The sequence below is a fragment of the Streptomyces sp. bgisy159 genome, assembly GCF_965341775.1.
GTDB lineage: Bacteria > Actinomycetota > Actinomycetes > Streptomycetales > Streptomycetaceae > Streptomyces.
The window spans coordinates 22,097-42,567 of the sequence record NZ_CBDQZH010000041.1 but is presented as its reverse complement, the minus strand read 5'-3'; the positions used below and the strand labels follow the sequence as shown (position 1 = coordinate 42,567).

The following is a 20,471-nucleotide window of genomic DNA, read 5'->3' as shown; positions in this document are numbered from 1 at the left end:
ATACCGGCCTCCACTCGTAACGGCCTCCACTCGTAACGGCTGCCACTCGTAACGGCCTTCGCCTCGTACCGGCCCTCGGAAAGGGGACCCACATGACCGACTCCCGGCACCGCCCCTGGCGTGGCGTACTCGTCGCCACCGCGCTGCCGTTCACCGACGACCTAGCGGTGGACCACGACCGCTACGCCGAGCACTGCGCCTGGCTGGTCGGCAACGGCTGTGACGGCGTCGTGCCGAACGGCTCGCTGGGTGAGTACCAGGTCCTGACGCCCGACGAGCGGGCCCGGGTGGTGGAGACCGCCGTGGCCGCGGTCGGCGGGGACCGGGTGATGCCCGGCGTCGCCGCGTACGGTTCGGCGGAGGCCCGCCGCTGGGCGGAGCAGGCACGCGAGGCGGGTTGCGCTGCCGTGATGCTGCTTCCGCCCAACTCCTATCGTGCCGACCGGCGTTCGGTGCTCGCGCACTACCGCGAGGTGGCGAGGGCGGGCCTGCCGGTGGTGGCGTACAACAACCCGGTCGACACCAAGGTCGACCTGGTACCGGAACTCCTCGCCGAACTGCACGGCGAGGGGCTCGTGCACGCCGTCAAGGAGTTCTCCGGTGACGTCCGCCGCGCCTACCGGATCGCCGAACTCGCGCCGCAGCTGGACCTGTTGATCGGTGCGGACGACGTCCTGCTGGAGCTGGCGATGGCGGGCGCCAAGGGCTGGGTCGCCGGGTTCCCGAACGCGCTGCCGCGCGCCTGCGTGGAGCTGTACCGGGCGGCGGTCGCCGGTGACCTGACCACCGCGCTGCCGCTGTACCGCCGGCTGCACCCGCTGCTGCGCTGGGACTCGCGGACGGAGTTCGTGCAGGCCATCAAGGTGTCCATGGCGGTGGCCGGACGGTACGGCGGGCCCTGCCGGCCGCCCCGGGTTCCGCTGACACCCGAGCAGGAGGCGGCCGTGCGTACGGCCACCGGCAAGGCCGTCGCCGAGGGCGCGGCGTAGCACCGGCGCGAAGGAGCCACGAGATGCGCAGCAGAACGGTCCTGCACGCCGTCGACTCGCACACGGAGGGGATGCCCACCCGGGTGATCACCGGCGGGATCGGCACCATCCCGGGCGCGACGATGAACGAGCGGCGGCTGTACTTCCGCGAACACCGGGACCAGGTCAGGCGGTTGCTGATGAACGAGCCGCGTGGCCACTCCGCGATGAGCGGCGCGATCCTGCAGCCGCCGGCCCGTCCGGACTGCGACTGGGGCGTCGTCTACATCGAGGTGTCCGGCTACCTGCCGATGTGCGGGCACGGCACCATCGGGGTGGCGACGGTCCTGGTGGAAACGGGCATGGTCGAGGTCGTCGAACCGGTCACCACGGTCCGCCTGGACACCCCTGCCGGGCTCGTGGTCGCCGAGGTCGCGGTCGAGGACGGTGCCGCCAGGGCGGTCACCCTGCGCAACGTCCCCTCCTTCTCCGTGGCCCTGGACCGCACCGTCACGCTCGCCGACGGGCGGCCGGTCACCTACGACCTCGCCTACGGCGGCAACTTCTACGCCATCCTGCCGCTGGACCGGTTCGGGCTGCCCTTCGACCGCGCCCGCAAGGACGACATCCTGCGGGCCGGGCTCGCACTGATGGCGGCGATCAACTCGCAGGAGGAGCCGGTGCATCCGGAGGATCCGTCGATCCGCGGCTGCCACCACGTCCACCTCGTCGCACCCGGCTCCACCGCGCGTCACTCCCGTCACGCGATGGCGATCCACCCCGGCTGGTTCGACCGCTCGCCGTGCGGTACGGGCACCAGCGCGCGCATGGCGCAGCTGCACGCACGCGGTGAACTGCCCCTGCACACCGAGTTCGTGAACGAGTCCTTCATCGGGACCCGGTTCACGGGCCGGCTCCTGGACACCACCGAGGTCGCCGGCCGGCCGGCCGTGCTGCCCAGCTTCACCGGCCGCGCCTGGATCACGGGGACCGCCCAGTACCTGCTGGACCCGACGGACCCGTTCCCGGCGGGATTCGTCCTGTGACGGGCGAGCCGATACCCGGAGCGGACACCGAAGGGGACACCGGGAGCGACACCGACGGCGCCCTGTGCTTGAGTGATGCGTGACATGGCACCCCAGGACCCCGATGGAGACCTCATGACCGGCCGGCCCGGCGGCCCCCCGTCCGCCGCACCCGCGCTCCCCCGGCTGGGCGGTCGCCGCCGCAGCTACCGGGAGAAGGTCGCCGACGCGCTGCGTGCCGCGCTGATCGCGGGCGAACTACGGCCGGGCCAGGTGTACTCGGCGCCCGCGCTGGCCACCCGGTTCGGGGTCTCCGCGACCCCGGTGCGTGAGGCGATGCTCGACCTCGCCAAGGAGGGGCTGGTCGACGCGGTGCCCAACAAGGGTTTCCGGGTCACCGAGGTCTCCGACCGGCAGCTCGACGAGTACACCCAGGTACGGGCGCTGATCGAGATCCCGACGGTGGTGGCGCTCGCGGCCGGCGCCGACCCGGTCTCGCTGGAGGCGTTGCGGCCGGCCGCCCGGGAGATCGTCGGTGCGGCCGTCGCGGGCGACCTCATCGCGTACGTGGAGGCGGACACCCGCTTCCACCTCGGGCTGCTGGCCCTCGCCGGCAATGCCCACCTGGTCGAGGTGGTCCGCGACCTGCGCGGCCGTGCCCGCCTGTACGGGCTGACCGCGCTCGCCGCCTCGGGCCGGCTGCTCGCCTCCGCCGAGGAACACTTGGAACTCCTCGACGCCCTGCTCGCCCGGGACGAGCGCGCCGTGCGCGAGGTGATGACGCGTCACCTCGGGCACGTGCGGGGCCTCTGGGCCGGTACCGGCTGACGACGTCCCCGGGTCGGGCCCGGCACAGCGGCGTGTGCCGACCGTCCGGCACGTCCGTTCGGCAAGTCCGTGCGTCCGGCACGTCCGTTCAGCCCGTACGTCCGGCGGGTCCCTCCGTCCGGCAGGTCCGCCCGTCCGGACCGCCCGGCGGTCCGCGCCGTGGCAACCTCCCGTCAGTTCGCTCCGCGGGACCGACCGACGCGAGGAATCCGCCGGTCAGGCCCCCTCTGTCACCGCCCCGATGCCGACGCAAGACCGCCCGTCTGTGATCCTTGTCGCTGGTGTGAGAAGAGTGGTGGATGGGCAGTCAATGCGCGTGCACGGAAGGAAGGTGTCGTTCCTGTGGGGGAAACCGTGAGGGTGTGTCTCATCGGTGCGGGTCTGTCGGGGCTCGCGACGGCCCGAGCCCTCAAGAGCGGGGGTGTCGACTTCGTGTGCCTGGAGCGGTCACCCGGCGTCGGCGGCATCTGGCGCCGCCCCGAGGCCGGTGAGCCCGGCCCGGGCTATCTCTCCCTCCACCTCAACTCCACCAAGGAACTCACCGGGTTCGCCGACTTCCCGATGCCGGCGTCCTACCCGGTCTACCCCAGCCACCGCCAGATGGCCGCCTATCTGCGCTCCTACGCCGAGTGGGCCGGGCTGCTGGACCACATCGAGCTGGAGACCACGGTGGAATCCGTGCGGCAGCGACCGGACGGTACCTGGACGGTGGTCAGCCAGGACGCCCGGGGCGCACGCACCACGCGCACCTTCACCCAGGTCGTGGTCGCCTCCGGCCACAACACCGAGCCCGTGATGCCCGCCCCGCCCCAGGGCGCCGACACCTTCGACGGAACGATCCTCCACGCCTACGACTACCGCGACGGCGCCGACCACGAGGGACAGCACGTCGTCGTCGTGGGTCTGGGCGCCTCGGCGGTCGACATCGCCACCGACCTGTCCCGGCACGCCGCGCGGACCCTGCTGTCGGTGCGCCGGGGCCTGCACATCCTGCCCAAGCAGCTCTTCGGCATACCCCTGGACGAGGTCGCCGAGGCACCCTGGTGGACGGCGATGTCGCTGCCCGAGCAGCGCCAATTCCTCGAACAGGCCCTCCTGGTCGCCCGGGGCAGGCTCTCCGACTACGGGCTGCCCGAGCCGGACCACCCGGTCTTCGCCTCCGCGGTCACACTCTCGGACGAGATCCTCAGCCGCATCCGGCACGGTGGCGTCGTGCCCAAGCCCGCCGTCCACGCCGTCGAGGGCGACCGGGTGGTCTTCACCGACGGCACCCGCGAACGCGCCGACGCCATCGTCTACTGCACGGGCTACCGCATGGCCTACCCCTTCCTGCCCGACGGCTGCCCCCTCGGTCCCGGGGGTTCGGTCGAGCTGTACAAGCGGGTGGTGGCGCCCGACCGTCCGGGGCTGTCCTTCGTCGGTCTGGTGCGCCCGCACGGTTCGATCACCCGGCTCGTGGAGGCCCAGGCACGCTGGGTCACGCGGATCGCCACGGGCGAGGCGGTGCTGCCCGAGCCGGCGGTCATGCACAAGGAGATCAGCGCCCACCTGAGCGGGATCGCCGGTCAGTACGGCGACCGCGAGGGCGCTTCCCTCCAGGTCAACGTGGCACCGTACCTGCGGGAGCTGCGGGCGGAGTGACGCGCCGCGGGGCTCCGCGTCCTCGTGGGACGCGGAGCCCCGCGCGACCGGCCGCACCGGATCCGCGGGCGGCGGGCACCTGCGGACCTCAGTGCGCTGCCGCGGGCTCACCGAGCGACGCCAGAGCCGGCGGCCGCACCTGGTAGGCCTCCGACGACAGGTACACCGTCGCCCGGGGCGGACGCCCCGACTGGTGGGCGACGGACAGATAGGCGATGAGACCCACTCCGTCCTCCAGCCGCCGCCGGGTCAGCGCGGACACCGCCCCGCGCAGCGGTCCGGTGTCCATGCCGTACCGGTCGAGCAGGGCGGTGGCGCGGGCCAGCGCCTCGCCGTCGTGCGCGGCGTAGTCCCGGACCGGAACGTAGAGGGTGAAGCCGCTCGGCAGGGCGGTCGACGTCTCGGTGAAGGCGTGGCAGGACTGCACCGGACGGCGCGAGAGCCGGCCGTCCGCCCCGTCCCCCGTGTCGAGGCCGCCCGCCACGCGGAAGACCGCCTCGATGTCCTCGGGCGACGGACCGCCCGGCATACGGCACAGCAGGCCCGCCTCCGGCGCCGACATGTCGTGGTGGGCGAGGTAGACCTTGGCCCGCGGCTCCTCCCAGTCACCGAGGTCCAGGGCGAGGAACAGATGCCGGTCGCCCTCGGGCAGCACCTCGAACGCCGACCGGTGGCCGAGCCGGTGCAGCGCCTCGCGCATCGTGGCGGCGGACCGGTCGTCGCCGGCGGCCGCGGGGTTCAGGTAGGCCTTGACCTGGGGCACCCCGCCGGGCCTCAGCTCCAGGGCCAGCCACAGCGCCAGGGGTCCCTCGGGCTTTTCCGGGAAGAAGAGGTCCGTCAGCTCGTCGAGCCGGTCGGTGGCGAAGTCCCAGCGGCGCGCCGCGTCACGGAGGAACTCCAGGCCCGTACGGCCGTTCTGGGCCAGGGTGCCTGCGCCGCACCCCGGCTCCAGCAGCACCCGCAGGGTCGGGGCGGCGTCCGGCACGAAGGACAGCGAGAACTCCACCGGCGTGTGGTCATCGGAGAGGAAGCTGGGCGTGGCGGGCGGCAGGTCCAGCGGACGGCCGGCCACCGGGCCCAGCGACCGCAGCAGTGTGCGCGCGTAGACCGAGGCGTCGTCGTCGCCCAGACCCACGACCTCGCACAGCCGCAGCAGTTGGCGGGTGGTGTGGCCGCCGAGGGTGTCCGCGTCGGGAACGGCCGGCGCGCCGTGACGGAAGGGAGTCACCGCTCCTCCCGCCACGATGCGCGGCTGACACGAAGATACCCGCCGTCCTCGGCGGGTATCAGGGGGCGCACGACTCTGTGTCCCGGTATGTGAACGGCGTCGATGGCCAGGAGATCCACGACACCTCCTTCGTCTCGTGAGCAACACGGATTGACGCGTTCCTCACTACCCCGACGGTTGAAATGTCATGCGGTCGTGACGAGTTGGGGGGTGTTGTGTGAATCACCTCGTCAGCCAGTTGAGGAACTGGCTCCACACGCCACTGCGTTCCGCCTTCCGGCCGGCCGCGGACTCCTGCTGCGACACCGCCTCGGTACGGGCCTGCTGGGCCGGACGTCGCACGGTCTGCACCGGGGTGAACCGGGCGGGCAGGGTGGCCAGACCGCGGTTGAAGGGGCCGGGGCGCCAGGTCAGGCTGTCGGCCGGGACGGCGAGTTCGACGTCGGGGAGCTTGTTGAGAAGGTTCTCGATGGCGGTCACCGTGATCTGCCGGGCGGGCTCCTTGGAGGGGCAGGCGTGCGGGCCCGCGCTCCAGGCCAGGTGTGCCCGGTTGCTGCCGGCCTGACGGGCGGCGGTCAGTGCCGGTCCGGTGTTGGCGGCGGCGAAGCTGACCAGCACCAGGTCGCCGGCGCGCAGTTCGGTGCCGGCGAACTCCATGTCGGCGACCGGGTAGTGCGGCGCCAGGTTCGACATGGGCGGGTTCTCCCACAGCGTGTCGTCGATCGCCTCGTCGATCAGGCCGCCCTGGTTGGCGTACGCGTCGTGGGTGAGCAGCCGGTGGAGGGTGTTGCCGATGAGGTTGCGCAGCGGCTCGTTGCCGCCCACCATCAGAAGGGCCAGCTGGTGGACCATCTCCTCGTCCGTCAGTTTCGCCGGATGCTGCATCAGCCAGCTGGTGACGTCCTCGCCGGGCCGGGACCGCTTGAGCGCCACCAGCTCGCCGGCCGCCTGGAACAGCACGCCCATCGCCCGCTCGGCGTTGACGCCGTCGAACATGTTGGTGATGCCGAAGACCACACGGTCGCCGATGTCGGCCGGACAGCCGTACAGCTCGTTGAAGACGAACAGCGGCAGCTGCTTGGCGTAGTCGTTCAGCAGGTCGGCCGAACCGCGCGCGCTGAACTGGGAGATGAGGAAGTCGGAGGCGCGCTCGGTGGCCTGGCTGACCCGGCGGCCGTCCACCTTGGCCATGCTGTCCGCTATCGCCTGGCGGAGCCTGAGGTGTTCGGCGCCGTCACTGAACATGGCGTTGGGCCGGTACGCCAGGACGGGTGCGACCGGACTGTCGGGGGCGATCTTCCCCTCGTTGAGGTCCCGCCAGCGGCGCGCGTCCTTGCGGAACGAGGCGGAGTCCTGCAGCAGGTGCAGGGCGGCCTGGTAGTCCGTGACGAGGGTGGCCTCCACGCCGGGTGCCAGTTCCACCGGCGCGGTGGGGCCGTAGTGCCGCAGGTAGGCGTAGTAGGCCTGCGGGTCGGCGGCGAACTCGGGTCCGTACAGCGGCACTCGGGCGCCGGTGTGGTGCGCGGGACACCCGGGCGGGGGCACGGGGGTGGAATGGGCGTCCATGGTTGCTCCTACTAGTGGGCACGTTCCTGCAGATGGCGGACGAGGGTGATGAGCGCTTCGGCCGAGGACCTCTCGTCGCGCGCGTCGCAGGTGACGACGGGGGTGTCGTCGAGGAGGTCGAGCGCCTCACGCAGGGCGGTCTCGTCGCGCAGCGGGGCGCCGTCGAAGTGGTTGACGGCGATGGCGTAGTCGAGCCCGTACTGTTCGATCAGGTCGATCACGGCGAAGGAGTCGGCGAGCCGCTCGGGGTCGACGAGGACCAGCGCGCCGAGCGCGCCGCGGGCCATGTCCTCCCACATCTGGACGAACCGCTGCTGGCCGGGCGTGCCGAACAGGTAGAGCACGACGCGGTCACTGATGGTGAGCCGGCCGAAGTCCATGGCCACCGTGGTGGTGGTCTTGCCCTGAACGCCCTTGAGGTCGTCGACCGCCTCGGCGGCCCGGGTCATCGTCTCCTCGGTGGACAGCGGCTCGATCTCCGAGATCGCCCCGATGAACGTGGTCTTGCCCACCGCGAAGTGGCCCACCACGAGGATCTTCACGGCGGTCTGGCTCTCACCGGCGCGTACGTACGCGGCCTCATCCAAACTTGGCCCTGAGACCATTCAGCACCTCCTCCAGGATCTCCCGGTCGGCGAGGGGGGCCCGCTGCACGGGCGGGCGGGTGATGAGGTAGCCGCCCTCGGTGAGAGCGGCGAGGAGGATCTTCACCACGCCGAGCGGCAGATGGGTGTGCCCGGCGATCTCGGCCACCGACAGGTAGCCGGCCGAACACAGCTCCAGCAGGTTCTGTTCCTCCGGCGACAGGCGGGTGGGCCGCTGCTGGTGGTCCTCCGCCGCCGTGACCAGGGTGATCAGGGAGAGCTGTTCCTCGTCGGGCAGCCCACGCCCCTTGGTGATGACGTACGGTCGCACTAACTCCGGCGTCTGGGGTTCCAGTTGGCCGTACCCGGTCATGAGCGCACGCCGAGGTTCTCGCGCGGCGGCGTGGTGAGTGCCTTGCCGAGCTGGCCGACGAGCTGCTGCATACGGAAGGTGATGTCCTGCATGTCGACGTCCGGGGAGGCCGACACGCCGAGGTAGGCGCCCTCGCCCGCGGAGATCAGGAAGACCCAGCCGCCGTCGAACTCGACGAGCGTCTGCCGCCAGCGGTGGCCGGGGTCCTCGCAGAAGAACCCGAGCGAGCGGCTGAGTGACTGCACACCGCTCATCGCGGCGGCCACCCGGTCGGCGTTGTCCTTGCCGAAGTCCTTCGTCCGGGCCATCAACAGGCCGTCGGCGGAGATCAGGACCGCGTGCAGGGCCCCGGGAATCTCCAGGGCGCTGTCAAGCATCCATGACAGATCGTCGTTCACGAGACCTCATGCCCTTCACTGCTCGCACCACGTGTACTGCTCGTCTGGTCCGCCGGGCCGTCCTGGATCGCGCGGCCCGACTGGGTGCCGCGCTGGAAGGCGCCCATGATCGCCGCCGATTCCGCGCCCGTGCGGCGGGTCCCGCCGACGGCCGGTGCGGGGGCGGGCGCGGCGGTGGGGGTGTTCGGAACGACCGCCATCGGCCGCTTGCGGCGCCGCTTGGGCAGGCCGTCGGCGGTGGTGACGGCGGCCGGTGCGGGCTCGGGGCCGCCGGCGTGCACCGGAGCGGCGGAGACGTTGGTCACGACCGGCGCGGGCTCCTTCTGCTCGGGGGCGTTGGTGAGCAGGTCGTGCGGCAGCAGCAGGACGGCGCGGACGCCGCCGTAGGGGGAGGTGGAGTCGACGGAGACCTCGAAGCCGAAGCGCTCGGCCAGCACACCGATCACGGCGAAACCGAACTGCGGCGGGTTGCCGAGACCGGACACGCCCGAGACACGCTCGCTGGAGAGGAGTTTCTCGGCGCGGGCGCGTTCCTCGTCGTTCATGCCGACGCCGGCGTCGTCGACGACGATGCAGATTCCCTTGGGCACGGTGCGGATATTGATTTCGACGACCGTGTCGGGGCTGGAATAGCTGGTGGCATTGTCGAGGAGTTCGGCCAGCGCGAGCGCCACGGGCTCCACCGCGCGGCTGGTGATGCCGAAGTCCACCTGGGAGAGGATCTCCACCCGCCGGTAATGGCGGATCCTGCCCTGGGCGCTGCGCACCACGTCGTACACGGAGGCGATGTCGCGCTGCCGGCCGAGCCAGCCGTCGCACAGCACCGCGATGGACTGGGCGCGGCGGCCGAACTGCGAGTTGGTGTGGTCGATCTCCAGCAGGTCCTGGAGGATGACCGACTCGCCGTACTTGGTCTGCAGCCGGGAGACGATCAGCTGCTGTTCGGCGGCGAGACCCTGCAGGGTGCGCATCGCCGACTTCAGGACGGTCTTCGTGGCCTCCTCGGCGCGCTCCTGGGCCGCGGCGACGGACTGCGCGTACTCGTGCTCCAGTTCGGAGTAGTGGGCCTTGAGTCCTGCGATCTCCTGCCTTGACGTGCGTGCCGCCCTGCGCTGGCGAACGATCAGGGCGACGGCGGCGACGACGGCGACAAAGAGAACCCACGCCACCGGGTCCGGTATGTAATGCGTCATAAGACTCTCTTCAGGCGACTGACGGCCAGTTGCTGAATTCCCGTCAACGCGGGTGGACCGGCGGACCGCCCGCACCGGGGTCAACCGCCCGGACCGTCCCCGTAGTCGGGGATGTCCCGCACCCATCCGCCCGCTCTACAAGCGAGCGTGATCGTATCATCGCCGGAAGCGGTCACCGGACCGCCAATAAGCGCCCCTGGTTGAACATTGACGGACAGTCAGGCAACTGTCAGGCGTCACCGCGACAAGCCAACCGATAAACGGGCTTCCGCACCCATCAGGCACCGATCCAGACGTACGGCACGCGCGCGACGCGGGGCTACGGCTGCGGCTGCGGCTGCGGCTCAGCGCAGCGCCCGCGGATCGAGGTCCTTGCCGATGACGAGGGTGACCACTCCGGCGGCGGCCTGGGGGTCCTGTGCCGCGGTCGCCTTCGGCAGCCAGGTGGCGACGGCCCGGCCCTGCCGCTCCAGGCCGGACGGGTACCCGACCGTCGTACTGCCCGCGTCCTGGGGGGCGTTGCCCGTGCCGACAACCGTGAAGCCGGCGGCGGTCAGCTTGTCGGCGACGGCCTTGGCCCGCCCGGGGACGCCGGTGCCGTTGAGGACCCGCACCCGCACGCGGGAGGCGTACAGCGGGTTCTTCGCCTGGGCCTTGAGCCGGTCCTTGTCCACCTCCCGGTCATGGGCCAGGGCGGTGAACAGGTCGACGGCCTCCGGGTACTGCCACACCACGTTGGCCCGGTCGCTGGGCTTGTCCGCCTCGCGCGGGTAGCTGGGCACGGTGACGAACGCGAGCCGGTCGCCGGGGATGCCCTTGAGCTCGTTGGCGAGGCCGGTGACCGGCTGCAGTCCGGCCAGGTCGGGGTCGGTGGTCAGCGACTTGGTGGCCGCCTGCAGGAAGTCGTACATCGCCTTGGCGTTGGTCAGCTTGGACTTCGCCTTCTTGGCGAGGGAGTCCATGAACTCCTGCTGGCGGTTGATGCGTCCGGTGTCGGAGCCGTCCCCGACGCCGTAGCGGACCCGCACGTAGCCGAGCGCCTGTTCACCGCGCACGGTCTGACAGCCCGGCTCCAGGTCGAGACGCGCCTTCTCCGAGTGGATGGCCTGCTCGGGGCAGACCTCGATGCCGCCCAGGGCGTCGACCATTCCCTTGAAGCCCTGGAAGTCGACCGACATGAAGTGGTCGACACGCAGTCCGGTGTTGGCTTCCACGGTCTTGATGGTGCAGGCGGCTGCCGAGGCCACCTCGCCGGTGCTGCCGCCGATCGCGAACGCTTCGTTGATCTTGAAGTGGTGCGGGGTGGAGGTTCCGCCGTCGCCCTTCCGGCAGGCGGGGATCTGCACCCAGGAGTCACGCGGGAAGGACACCACGGCCGCCCACTCCCGGTCGGCGGGTATGTGCAGCAGCATCAGCGTGTCCGACTGCATCGTGGTGAGGTTCCTGCCGTACTTGGCGTTGGCGCCGTCACGGCTGTCGGAGCCGACCACCAGGATGTTCTTGGAGCCGGGGCTGATCTTCTCGGGGCGGTCCTCGCCGAGCTTGTCGTCGACGTCGGCGGACGTGATGTTGTTGTTGAGGTCCTGGTAGATCCAGGCGCCCACCCCGCCCACGCCCAGGACGACCACGCCGGTCACGCCCGCGCCCCAGGCGAGGATCCGGCCCCGCCGCGTCAGGCCGCCGCCCCGCGTACCGGCCCTGGCCGCCCTGCGCCTGCCCGTTCCGCCCACCCTCGCTCGCCCCTCCGCTCGGCCGTCGCGCGGTACGCCGCGTCGCCGCTCCGGCACGATTCACGCCGGCCGAACTCTGCTCCAGTAGACGTACGTTCGGAAGTCCCGAACGTCTCATCGTGCTCAGACCACCGATGAGCCCCATCGGTTGCCCTTGTCGCACGAATACGCGATTTCGTCACGGATTGACACAGTGGCCTCACGCTCCGGTGAGCGTCGGTCCGGCCCCGGCGGTGACACGGCCGGCGGCGGGGCGACCGCGACGGAGGACGGGAAGGGGACACCGAAGGAGGGCACGGGAACACCGCGGGCGGATCGAGACCGGCTCGATCCGCCCGCGGTGATGAACGAGGGGGCGATCTCGTGAACGCCCCGACGATGCGATGTGAAGTGTCCGAGGGGGGACTTGAACCCCCACGCCCGATAAAGGGCACTAGCACCTCAAGCTAGCGCGTCTGCCATTCCGCCACCCGGACCAGGTGCCTGCCGCCCCGGGGTGCTCCCCGCGGCGACACGGACAACAATACCAAGGTTTCGGAGCACGTTTCACCTGCGTATCCGCAGGCAGGACGCCGTGCGGGGACGTGGGACCGGGGCGCCGCCGATCATCACGACGGGTGATCGCCCGCTCACTCGGGGAACGGGGTCGGGACCGGCCCCGGGATCTCCGGGAGCCCTCGATTGCCGGTGCGGGGGCCGGAGTCACCTCGGCCGGGCTTGGTACGAACGCCGGGTGTACTCGGTGTGCTCGCGCATCAGCCGGGTGGCCTCCTGCTCGTCGCGGTTGAGGATCGCCGTGACCAGCTCCTCGTGCTCGATCCAGGACTGGCGGCCCCGCTGTCGGGCCACCGGCGTGTAGTACCAGCGCACCCGCCGGTCGACCTGGGCGGCGAGTTCGGCGAGCACCGCGTTGCCGGCGAGTTCCATCACCGTGGCGTGGAAACGGGCGTTGAGGGCGACCGCGGCCGCCACGTCATCGTCGTCGACGGCCGCGAGACCCAGGTGCACGATCCGTTCGAGGGCGTCGATGCCGTCCTCGTCCGAGTGGGCGGCGGCGAGCCGGGCGGCCTCCGCCTCCAGCAGGGCCCGCACGGTGAGGAGTTGGTCGGCCTCCTCGTCCGTCGGCTCGTGCACGAAGGCGCCCTGGGCGGGGCGCAGGTCCACCCAGCCCTCGGTGTTCAGCCGCTGCAGTGCCTCGCGCACCGGTTGGCGGGAGACCCCGAGGTGGTTGGCGAGTTCGCTCTCCACGAGGTGCTGGCCGGGCTGGAGGGCACGGGTGGTGATCAGTTCGAGCAGCGCCTCGTAGACGCGGTCGCGCAGCGGCCCCGGCCGTTCGAGCCGGGGCACCGCGCCCTGCGGAAGTCCTGTCGACAACATCGCGGTCCCCCTCCTGGGCTGCCCCACGCCCCGTCCGTGTCGGCCGTGACCGGTGAGGAGCCAGTATCGAGTGTCTTTCGTCTACGGTCCGCGGCTCCCGGTAGCCGGGCCGGGGGCCGTCGGGATCGGCACACCGCCCGGCCCTCGCCTCACCGCGCCCCGCCGGCCGACCCCGTCACGGACACCGTACGACCTGCCCGGCGTACGACAGGTTGCCGCCGAAACCGAACAGCAGCACCGGGTCGCCGCCGGAGATCGCACCCCGCTCCACCAGCTTGGACAGCGCGAGCGGAATGCTGGCCGCAGAGGTGTTACCCGAATCGGTGACATCCCGGGCGACCACCGCGTTGACCGCCCCCAGCTTCTCCGCGAGGGGTTCGATGATGCGCAGGTTCGCCTGGTGCAGCACCACCGCGGCGAGATCCGCCGGGGCGAGCCCCGCCCGCTCACAGGCCTGCCGCGCCAGGGGCGGCAGCTGCTGGGTGGCCCACCGGTACACGCTCTGCCCCTCCTGCGCGAACCGCGCCGGCTGGCCCTCGATGCGCACCGCGTGCCCCATCTCCGGCACCGACCCCCACAGCACCGGCCCGATACCCGGCTCGGCGCCGTCCGCACAGCCCTCGACGACGGCGGCCCCCGCACCGTCACCGACGAGCACGCAGGTGGTGCGGTCGGTCCAGTCGGTGACGTCGGACATCTTGTCGGCGCCGACCACCAGCGCGCGGCGCGCGGCACCGGCGCGCAGGGTGTGGTCGGCGGTGGCCAGGGCGTGGGTGAACCCGGCGCACACGACGTTGACGTCCATCGCCGCCGGCCGCGGCACGCCCAGCCGGGCGGCGACCCGGGCGGCGGTGTTGGGTGAGCGGTCGACGGCCGTCGAGGTCGCCACGAGCACCAGGTCGATGTCGTCGGGGGCGAGCCCGGCCGTCGCCAGCGCCTTGGCGGCGGCGTGCGCGGCGAGCTCGTCGACGGGCTCGTCGGGCCCGGCGATGTGCCGGGTCCGGATGCCCACCCGTGACCTGATCCACTCGTCGCTGGTGTCGACCCTGGCCGTCAGGTCCTCGTTGGTGAGCACCTTGGCGGGCTGGTAGTGGCCGACGGCGACGATGCGCGAGCCGTTCATTGGGTGGTCCCCCTCGTTGCCTGGATCTGCGGGATCCACCAGTCTGATCAGTGACTCACGGGTACGAGGGCAGGTGAAGCGACAGGAATCGGGCGCGCGGGTTGTCGGCTTCCCTCAGGGTCTCGGACACCCGAACGGCGGACAAACATGCGCCCGTCCGGGTACCCGGGACGCGTCGGTGACCGACACGGAAGGACGACCGCAGATGTGCGTACCGTGGAGCGGGCCGCGCTCGCACGCTCCATGTGCAGGACAATGGGGTCGCCGAGGTCACCTCGCCGCGCCGTCGGCCCGGCGGCCCGCGGCGCTTCTCGTATCAAAGGGCCGTCCGGGCCACCAGCACGTACAGAACCGGGGCTGATCAGAACATGGGACGTGTCACGGAACGGCGCAAGGTGATCCGGGTCCGGGACGGCGTGGTGTCCACCCGGCCGGACACCCTCGTGGCCGAGGAGCCGCTGGAGATACGGCTCAACGGCAGGTCGCTCGCGATCACCATGCGGACGCCGGGCGACGACTTCGCGCTGGCCGCCGGCTTCCTGGTCAGCGAGGGTGTGCTGGCGACCGCATCCGATGTACTGAACATCGTCTACTGCGCCGGGGCGACGGTCGACGGCTCGAACACCTACAACGTCGTGGACGTGACGACCGCCCCCGGCGTGCGGCTCCCCGACTTCACCCTCGAACGCAACGTCTACACCACGTCCTCGTGCGGGCTGTGCGGAAAGGCCAGCCTGGACGCGGTCCGCACGACGGCGCACTGGTCCCTGGCCGACACACCGCCGCTGCGGATCGGCTCCGACCTGCTCGCGGAACTCCCCGACCGGCTGCGCGCCGCCCAGCGGGTCTTCGACCGCACCGGAGGGCTGCACGCGGCGGCCCTGTTCTCCGAGGACGGCGGGCTGCTGGACGTGCGTGAGGACGTCGGGCGGCACAACGCGGTCGACAAGCTGGTCGGCCGCGCCCTGCAGAACGGCGAGCTGCCCTTGTCCCGCACCATCCTGCTGGTCTCCGGCCGCGCCTCCTTCGAGCTGGCGCAGAAGGCCGTGATGGCGGGCGTCCCGGTGCTGGCGGCGGTGTCGGCGCCTTCCTCGCTGGCCGTGGACCTGGCGGCGGAGAGCGGACTGACGCTGGTGGGCTTCCTGCGGGGCGGTTCCATGAACGTGTACGCGGGTGAACACCGGCTCGCGCTGCGAACGGCGGCCGCTCAGGGCTGACCGGTGTCCGTGTACCGGCCGGCGGGCAGCGCCGCGACGGGCACCAGCGCCCTGCGCCGCCCGGTCCACACCCTGCCGGCTCCACCGGCGGCCCTGACGTCACTGCCCGGCGAACGTCACCCGGGCCGACCCGACCACCGAGCCCAGCCGGGGGAAGTCGAGCGTCACCGACGCCCGGTGCTCGGCCTCGGTGAAGGCGGCCATGGCGTCCTCGACGAAGACGAGCTCGTAGCCGAGGTCGGCGGCGGCGCGGGCGGTCGACTCGACGCCGAGGTTGGTGGCGATGCCGCCGAACACCAGGGTGGCCACCCCCCGCCTGCGCAGTGCGTCGTCGAGGCCGGTCGCCTGGAACGCCCCGAGGGTCCGCTTCACGATCTCCAGGTCGCCGTCGTGCAGCAGTCCCTGGACCAGGCCGCTGCCCGGCGGTTGCTGCGCGGCACCGGGGCGTTCGACCCGGACCAGGACGACGGGGGCGCCGGCCGAACGGAACGCGGTCGCCAGCTCCTCTGCGACACACAGGGCTTCGGTGCCCTTACGGGGCTCCAGGGGCAACGCGACGATGCGGTCCATGAGATCGACGAGAACGAGGGCGGTGCGCGCGGGATCCAGTGCGAGAGGTGCGGTCATGACGGAACGTTATCCGCCATCAGCCCTCCGTACCGGAAATCCTGCTCAACAGGCGTATGAACCGGTCATGTTCCGCGGGGTCGAGCGAGGCGAGCGGGACGAGGGCCGGCCCGGTCCGATGACGAGGGCCGGCCCAGCCCGGCCCGGTCCGTGGACCCGAGTGCTCGGGGGCCGCGGCGGACCTTGTACGGCGGCGGGCGGCGGGCGGCGGGCGGCGGGGAACCGTGGCGGCTCGCCTACGGCCTCAGCGCGAGCGCGCCGCGCGGGTGTCGGCACCCGACTGTGTCTCGGCGGTCGCCCCGTCGCCGGCCTCGGCGGTCGCACCGCCGCCGGCCTCGGTGCGCGATCCGGCCTGCCGCGCCGAGTCATCGGCGTCTTGCCGGGCGGCCCCAGGATCGTGGGCCTCGCCCGTCCGGTCCTCCGGACCGGGCAGCGGGTCACGGGAGCGCCGCTTGGCGATGACGGCGCAGACCATGAGCTGCATCTGGTGGAAGAGCATCAGCGGCAGCACGGCGAGCGAGGCCTGCGCGCCGAACAGCACGCCGGCCATGGGCAGCCCGGCGGCGAGCGACTTCTTCGACCCCGCGAACTGGATGGTCACGCGGTCCTGCCGGTCGAAGCGCAGCGCCTTGGCGCCGTACCAGGTCAGGGTCAGCATCACGGCGAGCAGCACCGCCTCGACGACCAGCAGCCCGCCGAGCCGGAGAGGGCTGACCTGATGCCAGATGCCCTTCACCATGCCCTCGCTGAACGCCGTGTACACGACGAGAAGGATCGAGCCGCGGTCCACGTAGCCGAGCACCTTGCGGTGACGCGCGACGTAGGCCCCGATCCACCGGCGCAGCACCTGCCCCGCCAGGAACGGCGTCAGCAGTTGCAGCACGATCTCGACCAGCGAGTCGGCCGAGAAGCCGCCCCCGTCGTCGCCGAGCAGGGCGGCCGCCAGCAGTGGGGTGATCACGATGCCGACGAGGGAGGAGAAGGAACCGGCGCAGATCGCGGCGGGAACGTTCCCACGGGCGATCGAGGTGAAGGCGATCGACGACTGGATGGTGGACGGCACGAGGGTCAGGAAGAGCAGCCCCTGGTAGAGGGGCTGGGTCAAGAGGACCGGTACCAGGCCCCGGGCCGCCAGACCGAGCGCGGGGAAGACGACGAAGGTGCAGGCCAGGACGGTGACGTGCAGACGCCAGTGCCGGAGGCCGTCCAGCGCCTCACGGGTGGACAGGCGGACGCCGTAGAGGAAGAAGAGGAGCGCGATCGCCACCGTGGAGGCCCCCGAGGCCACGTCGGCCGCCGTACCCCGCGCCGGAAGGAGGGCCGCCAGACCGACCGTACCGAGCAGCAGCACGATGTACGGGTCGATCGGCAGCCGGCTCGGCCACTTCAGGCGTCTCACGGTGCTCCACTTGCTGGTCCGGGCGCTGTACTCCGGGGAGGGTTCCCCTTCCTCATGGTCCTCCCCTTCGGGGTGATCGGGAATCCGTCATACCGCTCTGACTGTCATCATGATGCGTGATGACCGGCTACCGTATGCGGTATGTATGACCCCTCCCATCTGCGAACCTTCCTCGCGGTGGCGCAGACGCTGAGTTTCACGCAGGCGGCGCGGCGGCTGGGACTGCGCCAGTCGACGGTCAGCCAGCACGTACGGCGGCTGGAGGACGCGGCCGGGCGGACGCTGTTCAGCCGGGACACCCACTCCGTCCGGCTCACGGAGGACGGCGAAGCCATGCTCGGCTTCGCTCGCCGGATCCTGGAGGTCCACGAACAGGCGACGGCCTACTTCACCGGCACACGGGTGCGCGGCCGGCTGCGGTTCGGCGCCTCGGAGGACTTCGTCCTGACCCGGCTGCCCGAGATCCTGGAGAGCTTCCGCTACGAGCACCCGGAGGTCGACCTCGAACTGACGGTGGAACTGTCCGGCACCCTGCACGAGCGGCTCGCGGCCGGAAAGCTCGACCTGGTCCTCGCCAAGCGGCGCCCCGAGGACCCGCGCGGCGAACCGGTCTGGCACGACCGCCTCGTCTGGATCGGCACGGACCGGCTGCGCCTGGATCCGGAACGCCCCGTGCCGCTGATCGTCTTCCCGCCGCCCGGCATCACCCGCGCGCTCGCGCTGGAGGCGCTGGAGCGGCAGGGCCGGCCGTGGCGGATCGTGTGCACCAGCACCAGCCTCAACGGGCTGATCGCGGCGGCCCGAGCCGGTCTCGGCGTGATGGCCCACTCGCGCGGCCTGATCCCGCCCGGTCTCGTCCGCGTACCCGACCGGGCCGGTCTGCCGGAACTCGGCCGGGTCGACTTCGTGCTGGTGCACGGCCGACGCCGGACGACCGCGCAGGACGCGGCGGACGCCCTCGCGGCGGCGATCCTGGCGGGCGGCGATCGGCTCCACCGGCGGTAGGCGCGCCCGCCCTGCCCCTACCCCGCCCTCTCCTTCCGCCCGCCCGCTCCCCGCTCCCCGCTCCCCGCTCCCCGCGTGACGGAATCGGTCCGCCGGACGCTGAGGCAAGTGACGGTCGAGGCCCGTGAGCCCGCCCGCTGAACGCGTGTGCGGGATACGGGGATTCGGTGGAGATCACGGCACCGAAACTTACTGAATGGTCAGTTTTCTGTCCGACCCTTCCCCATGTGGGCCCATATAGTCACCCCTGACCTGCACCGACGACGGCACCGCTCGCCTTCGCGCCCCCTGACGCGCCCTGCCGCGGTGGGGTAGCTTTCACGGCGCTGCGGCCAGAGAGCGGGGAGCCGGGTTTGCACGAGTTCACCAATCCTCCGTTGGCGTCGGCGCCGCCGGTGGGCGGCCTGGCCGACGTCGTCTTCGAGCACGCCGAGCGCGACCCGAGCCACATCGCGCTGGGCCGCAAGGACGAAGCGGGCCGGTGGCGCGATGTGACCGCCGCGGAATTCCGCGACGAGGTGCTGGCACTGGCCAAGGGCCTGCTGGCCCAGGGTGTGCGGTTCGGCGACCGGGTCGCGCTCATGTCGCGTACCCGCTACGAGTGGACCCTGTTCGACTTCGCCCTGTGGACGATCGGCGCACAGGTGGTGCCCGTGTACCCGACGTCGTCGGCCGAGCAGTGCTACTGGATGCTGTACGACGCCGAGGTGACGGCCGCGGTCGTCGAGCACGAGGACCACGCGATGACCATCGCCACGGTCATCGACCGCCTGCCCCGGTTGCGCCGGCTGTGGCAACTGGACGAGGGCGCGGTGCAGGAGCTGTACGACGCGGGCGCCCACCTGGAGGACGAGGTGGTGGACCGGCACCGCGAGGCGGTCACGCCCGACTCGGTCGCCACGGTCATCTACACCTCCGGGACCACCGGCCGCCCGAAGGGCTGCCTGCTCACCCACGGCAACTTCATGCACGAGGCGGACGCGGTGATCCACGGCTGGGAGCCGGTGTTCCGCTCCCGCAAGGGGGACGAGGCGGCGACCCTGCTGTTCCTGCCGCTCGCGCACGTCTTCGGCCGGATGGTGCAGGTCGCCGCGGTCCGCGGCCAGGTCCGCTTCGGTCACCAGCCGCAGCTCAACGCTGCGGCGCTGCTGCCCGACCTGGCCGCGTTCCGGCCGACGTTCTTCCTGGCCGTCCCCTACATCTTCGAGAAGGTGTTCGAGGCGGCTCGGCGCAGGGCGGAGCGGGAGGGCAGGAGCGGACCGTTCGAGAAGGCCGTCGAGGTCGCCGTGGCCTACGCGGACGCCGTGGAGGCGAAGGCGTGGGGCATCGGTCCCGGCCCCTCGGCGGGGCTGCGCGTGCAGCACCAGTTCTTCGACAAGGTCGTCTACTCCAAGGTGCGCGCTGCCATGGGCGGCCGGGTGCGGCAGGCGATGTCGGGGGGTTCGGCCATGGACCGCCGGCTGGGCCTGTTCTTCGCCGGCGCGGGCGTCCAGATCTACGAGGGGTACGGCCTGACCGAGTCCACGGCCGCGGCCACCGCCAACCCGCCCGGCCGCACCCGCTACGGCACCGTCGGCCGGCCCATTCCCGGCGTGACCGTGCACATCGCGGACGACGGGGAGGTCTGGCTGCGCGGCGCCAACGTCTTCCAGGGCTACCTCAACGATCCCAAGGCCACCGACCAGACCCTGCACGAGGGCTGGCTGGCCACCGGCGACCTCGGCAGCCTCGACGCGGACGGCTTCCTGACCATCACCGGCCGCAAGAAGGAGATCCTGGTCACCTCCGGCGGCAAGAGCGTCTCCCCGGGCCTGCTGGAGCAGCGGGTGCGTGAGCATCCTCTGGTCAACCAGTGTGTCGTCGTCGGCAACGACCGGCCCTTCGTCGCCGCCCTGGTCACCCTCGACCAGGAGGCCGTCGAACACTGGCTGCACATGAGCGGCAAGCCCCGGATGGAACCGGCCGAGCTGGTCCACGACCCCGATCTGGAGACCGAGGTGCGCCGGGCCGTGGTGGCCGCGAACACGTTGGTCTCCCAGGCCGAGTCGATCCGCACCTTCCGTATCCTGGCGCAGCCCTTCACCGAGGAGCAGGGCCTGCTCACCCCGTCCCTGAAGCTGAAGCGCAAGGCCATAGAGAAGGCGTACGCCGAGGAGGTGGACGCCCTGTACCACTCCCGGGGCTCCTAG

At 71.6% G+C, this 20,471-nt stretch carries 18 protein-coding genes and 1 tRNA gene; 7 read left to right on the top strand and 12 right to left on the bottom strand.

What is annotated here, in order from left to right:
* The first annotated feature begins 92 nt into the window (after positions 1-92).
* From ACSLTV_RS28980 to ACSLTV_RS28965, 4 genes are all read left to right on the top strand, one after another.
* A complete protein-coding gene (locus tag ACSLTV_RS28980; protein WP_435613156.1) occupies positions 93-989 on the top strand; it encodes a dihydrodipicolinate synthase family protein in 897 nt (298 codons plus the stop codon).
* Between the two features lie 23 nt (positions 990-1,012).
* Complete coding sequence (locus ACSLTV_RS28975; protein ID WP_432158313.1) at positions 1,013-2,014, top strand: proline racemase family protein; 1,002 nt, start codon at positions 1,013-1,015, stop codon at positions 2,012-2,014.
* A 114-nt stretch (positions 2,015-2,128) separates the two neighbouring features.
* Positions 2,129-2,821, top strand: coding sequence for a GntR family transcriptional regulator (locus ACSLTV_RS28970; protein WP_432133925.1), 693 nt, complete (start codon positions 2,129-2,131; stop codon positions 2,819-2,821).
* A 354-nt stretch (positions 2,822-3,175) separates the two neighbouring features.
* Positions 3,176-4,462, top strand: a complete 1,287-nt coding sequence (locus ACSLTV_RS28965) for a flavin-containing monooxygenase (protein ID WP_432133958.1) — start codon at positions 3,176-3,178, stop codon at positions 4,460-4,462.
* A gap of 88 nt (positions 4,463-4,550) precedes the next feature.
* On the opposite strand, the gene ACSLTV_RS28960 is transcribed toward ACSLTV_RS28965, so the two are convergent.
* The 10 genes from ACSLTV_RS28960 to ACSLTV_RS28915 form a co-directional block, all read right to left on the bottom strand.
* Positions 4,551-5,690 carry a tryptophan dimethylallyltransferase family protein gene (locus ACSLTV_RS28960; protein ID WP_435613155.1) on the bottom strand — a complete coding sequence of 380 codons (1,140 nt, stop codon included), beginning with the start codon at positions 5,688-5,690 and terminating at the stop codon, positions 4,551-4,553.
* Between the two features lie 222 nt (positions 5,691-5,912).
* Complete coding sequence (locus ACSLTV_RS28955; protein WP_432158311.1) at positions 5,913-7,256, bottom strand: cytochrome P450; 1,344 nt, start codon at positions 7,254-7,256, stop codon at positions 5,913-5,915.
* Between the two features lie 11 nt (positions 7,257-7,267).
* Complete coding sequence (locus ACSLTV_RS28950; protein ID WP_432133922.1) at positions 7,268-7,861, bottom strand: GTP-binding protein; 594 nt, start codon at positions 7,859-7,861, stop codon at positions 7,268-7,270.
* Positions 7,836-8,213: a DUF742 domain-containing protein gene (locus ACSLTV_RS28945; RefSeq protein WP_432133921.1), complete on the bottom strand. Its 378-nt coding sequence runs from the start codon at positions 8,211-8,213 to the stop codon at positions 7,836-7,838. The genes ACSLTV_RS28950 and ACSLTV_RS28945 overlap by 26 nt, the downstream gene beginning before the upstream one ends.
* Positions 8,210-8,611, bottom strand: coding sequence for a roadblock/LC7 domain-containing protein (locus ACSLTV_RS28940; RefSeq protein ID WP_432133920.1), 402 nt, complete (start codon positions 8,609-8,611; stop codon positions 8,210-8,212). Before ACSLTV_RS28940 ends, ACSLTV_RS28945 begins: the two co-directional genes overlap by 4 nt.
* Positions 8,608-9,804, bottom strand: a complete 1,197-nt coding sequence (locus ACSLTV_RS28935; protein ID WP_435613154.1) for an ATP-binding protein — start codon at positions 9,802-9,804, stop codon at positions 8,608-8,610. The genes ACSLTV_RS28940 and ACSLTV_RS28935 overlap by 4 nt, the downstream gene beginning before the upstream one ends.
* A gap of 344 nt (positions 9,805-10,148) precedes the next feature.
* Positions 10,149-11,534 (bottom strand): LCP family protein, encoded by a 1,386-nt coding sequence (locus ACSLTV_RS28930; protein WP_432133918.1) that lies wholly within the window; start codon positions 11,532-11,534, stop codon positions 10,149-10,151.
* Positions 11,535-11,925: 391 nt separating this feature from the next.
* Positions 11,926-12,010 (bottom strand) — tRNA-Leu (locus ACSLTV_RS28925).
* Between the two features lie 226 nt (positions 12,011-12,236).
* Complete coding sequence (locus ACSLTV_RS28920) at positions 12,237-12,911, bottom strand: GntR family transcriptional regulator (protein ID WP_435613153.1); 675 nt, start codon at positions 12,909-12,911, stop codon at positions 12,237-12,239.
* A gap of 175 nt (positions 12,912-13,086) precedes the next feature.
* The gene (locus ACSLTV_RS28915; protein ID WP_432133898.1) at positions 13,087-14,034 is read right to left on the bottom strand and encodes a beta-ketoacyl-ACP synthase III; all 948 of its coding nucleotides are present in this window, start codon (positions 14,032-14,034) and stop codon (positions 13,087-13,089) included.
* A gap of 368 nt (positions 14,035-14,402) precedes the next feature.
* Here ACSLTV_RS28915 and fdhD point away from each other — a divergent pair, with 368 nt between their 5' ends.
* Positions 14,403-15,251, top strand: a complete 849-nt coding sequence (fdhD, locus tag ACSLTV_RS28910; RefSeq protein WP_432158307.1) for a formate dehydrogenase accessory sulfurtransferase FdhD — start codon at positions 14,403-14,405, stop codon at positions 15,249-15,251.
* Between the two features lie 99 nt (positions 15,252-15,350).
* Here fdhD and ACSLTV_RS28905 read toward each other — a convergent pair whose 3' ends face one another.
* Entirely contained in the window at positions 15,351-15,878 is a 528-nt protein-coding gene (locus ACSLTV_RS28905) for an isochorismatase family protein (protein WP_435613152.1), read from the bottom strand.
* A 244-nt stretch (positions 15,879-16,122) separates the two neighbouring features.
* The gene (locus ACSLTV_RS28900; protein ID WP_435613151.1) at positions 16,123-17,277 is read right to left on the bottom strand and encodes a bile acid:sodium symporter family protein; all 1,155 of its coding nucleotides are present in this window, start codon (positions 17,275-17,277) and stop codon (positions 16,123-16,125) included.
* A 141-nt stretch (positions 17,278-17,418) separates the two neighbouring features.
* On the opposite strand from ACSLTV_RS28900, the gene ACSLTV_RS28895 reads away from it, so the two are divergent.
* Together ACSLTV_RS28895 and ACSLTV_RS28890 are read left to right on the top strand one after the other, a co-directional pair.
* Positions 17,419-18,282, top strand: a complete 864-nt coding sequence (locus ACSLTV_RS28895) for a LysR substrate-binding domain-containing protein (RefSeq protein ID WP_432133894.1) — start codon at positions 17,419-17,421, stop codon at positions 18,280-18,282.
* Between the two features lie 353 nt (positions 18,283-18,635).
* On the top strand, positions 18,636-20,471 hold the full coding sequence (locus ACSLTV_RS28890; RefSeq protein ID WP_435613150.1) for an AMP-dependent synthetase/ligase: 1,836 nt from the start codon (positions 18,636-18,638) through the stop codon (positions 20,469-20,471).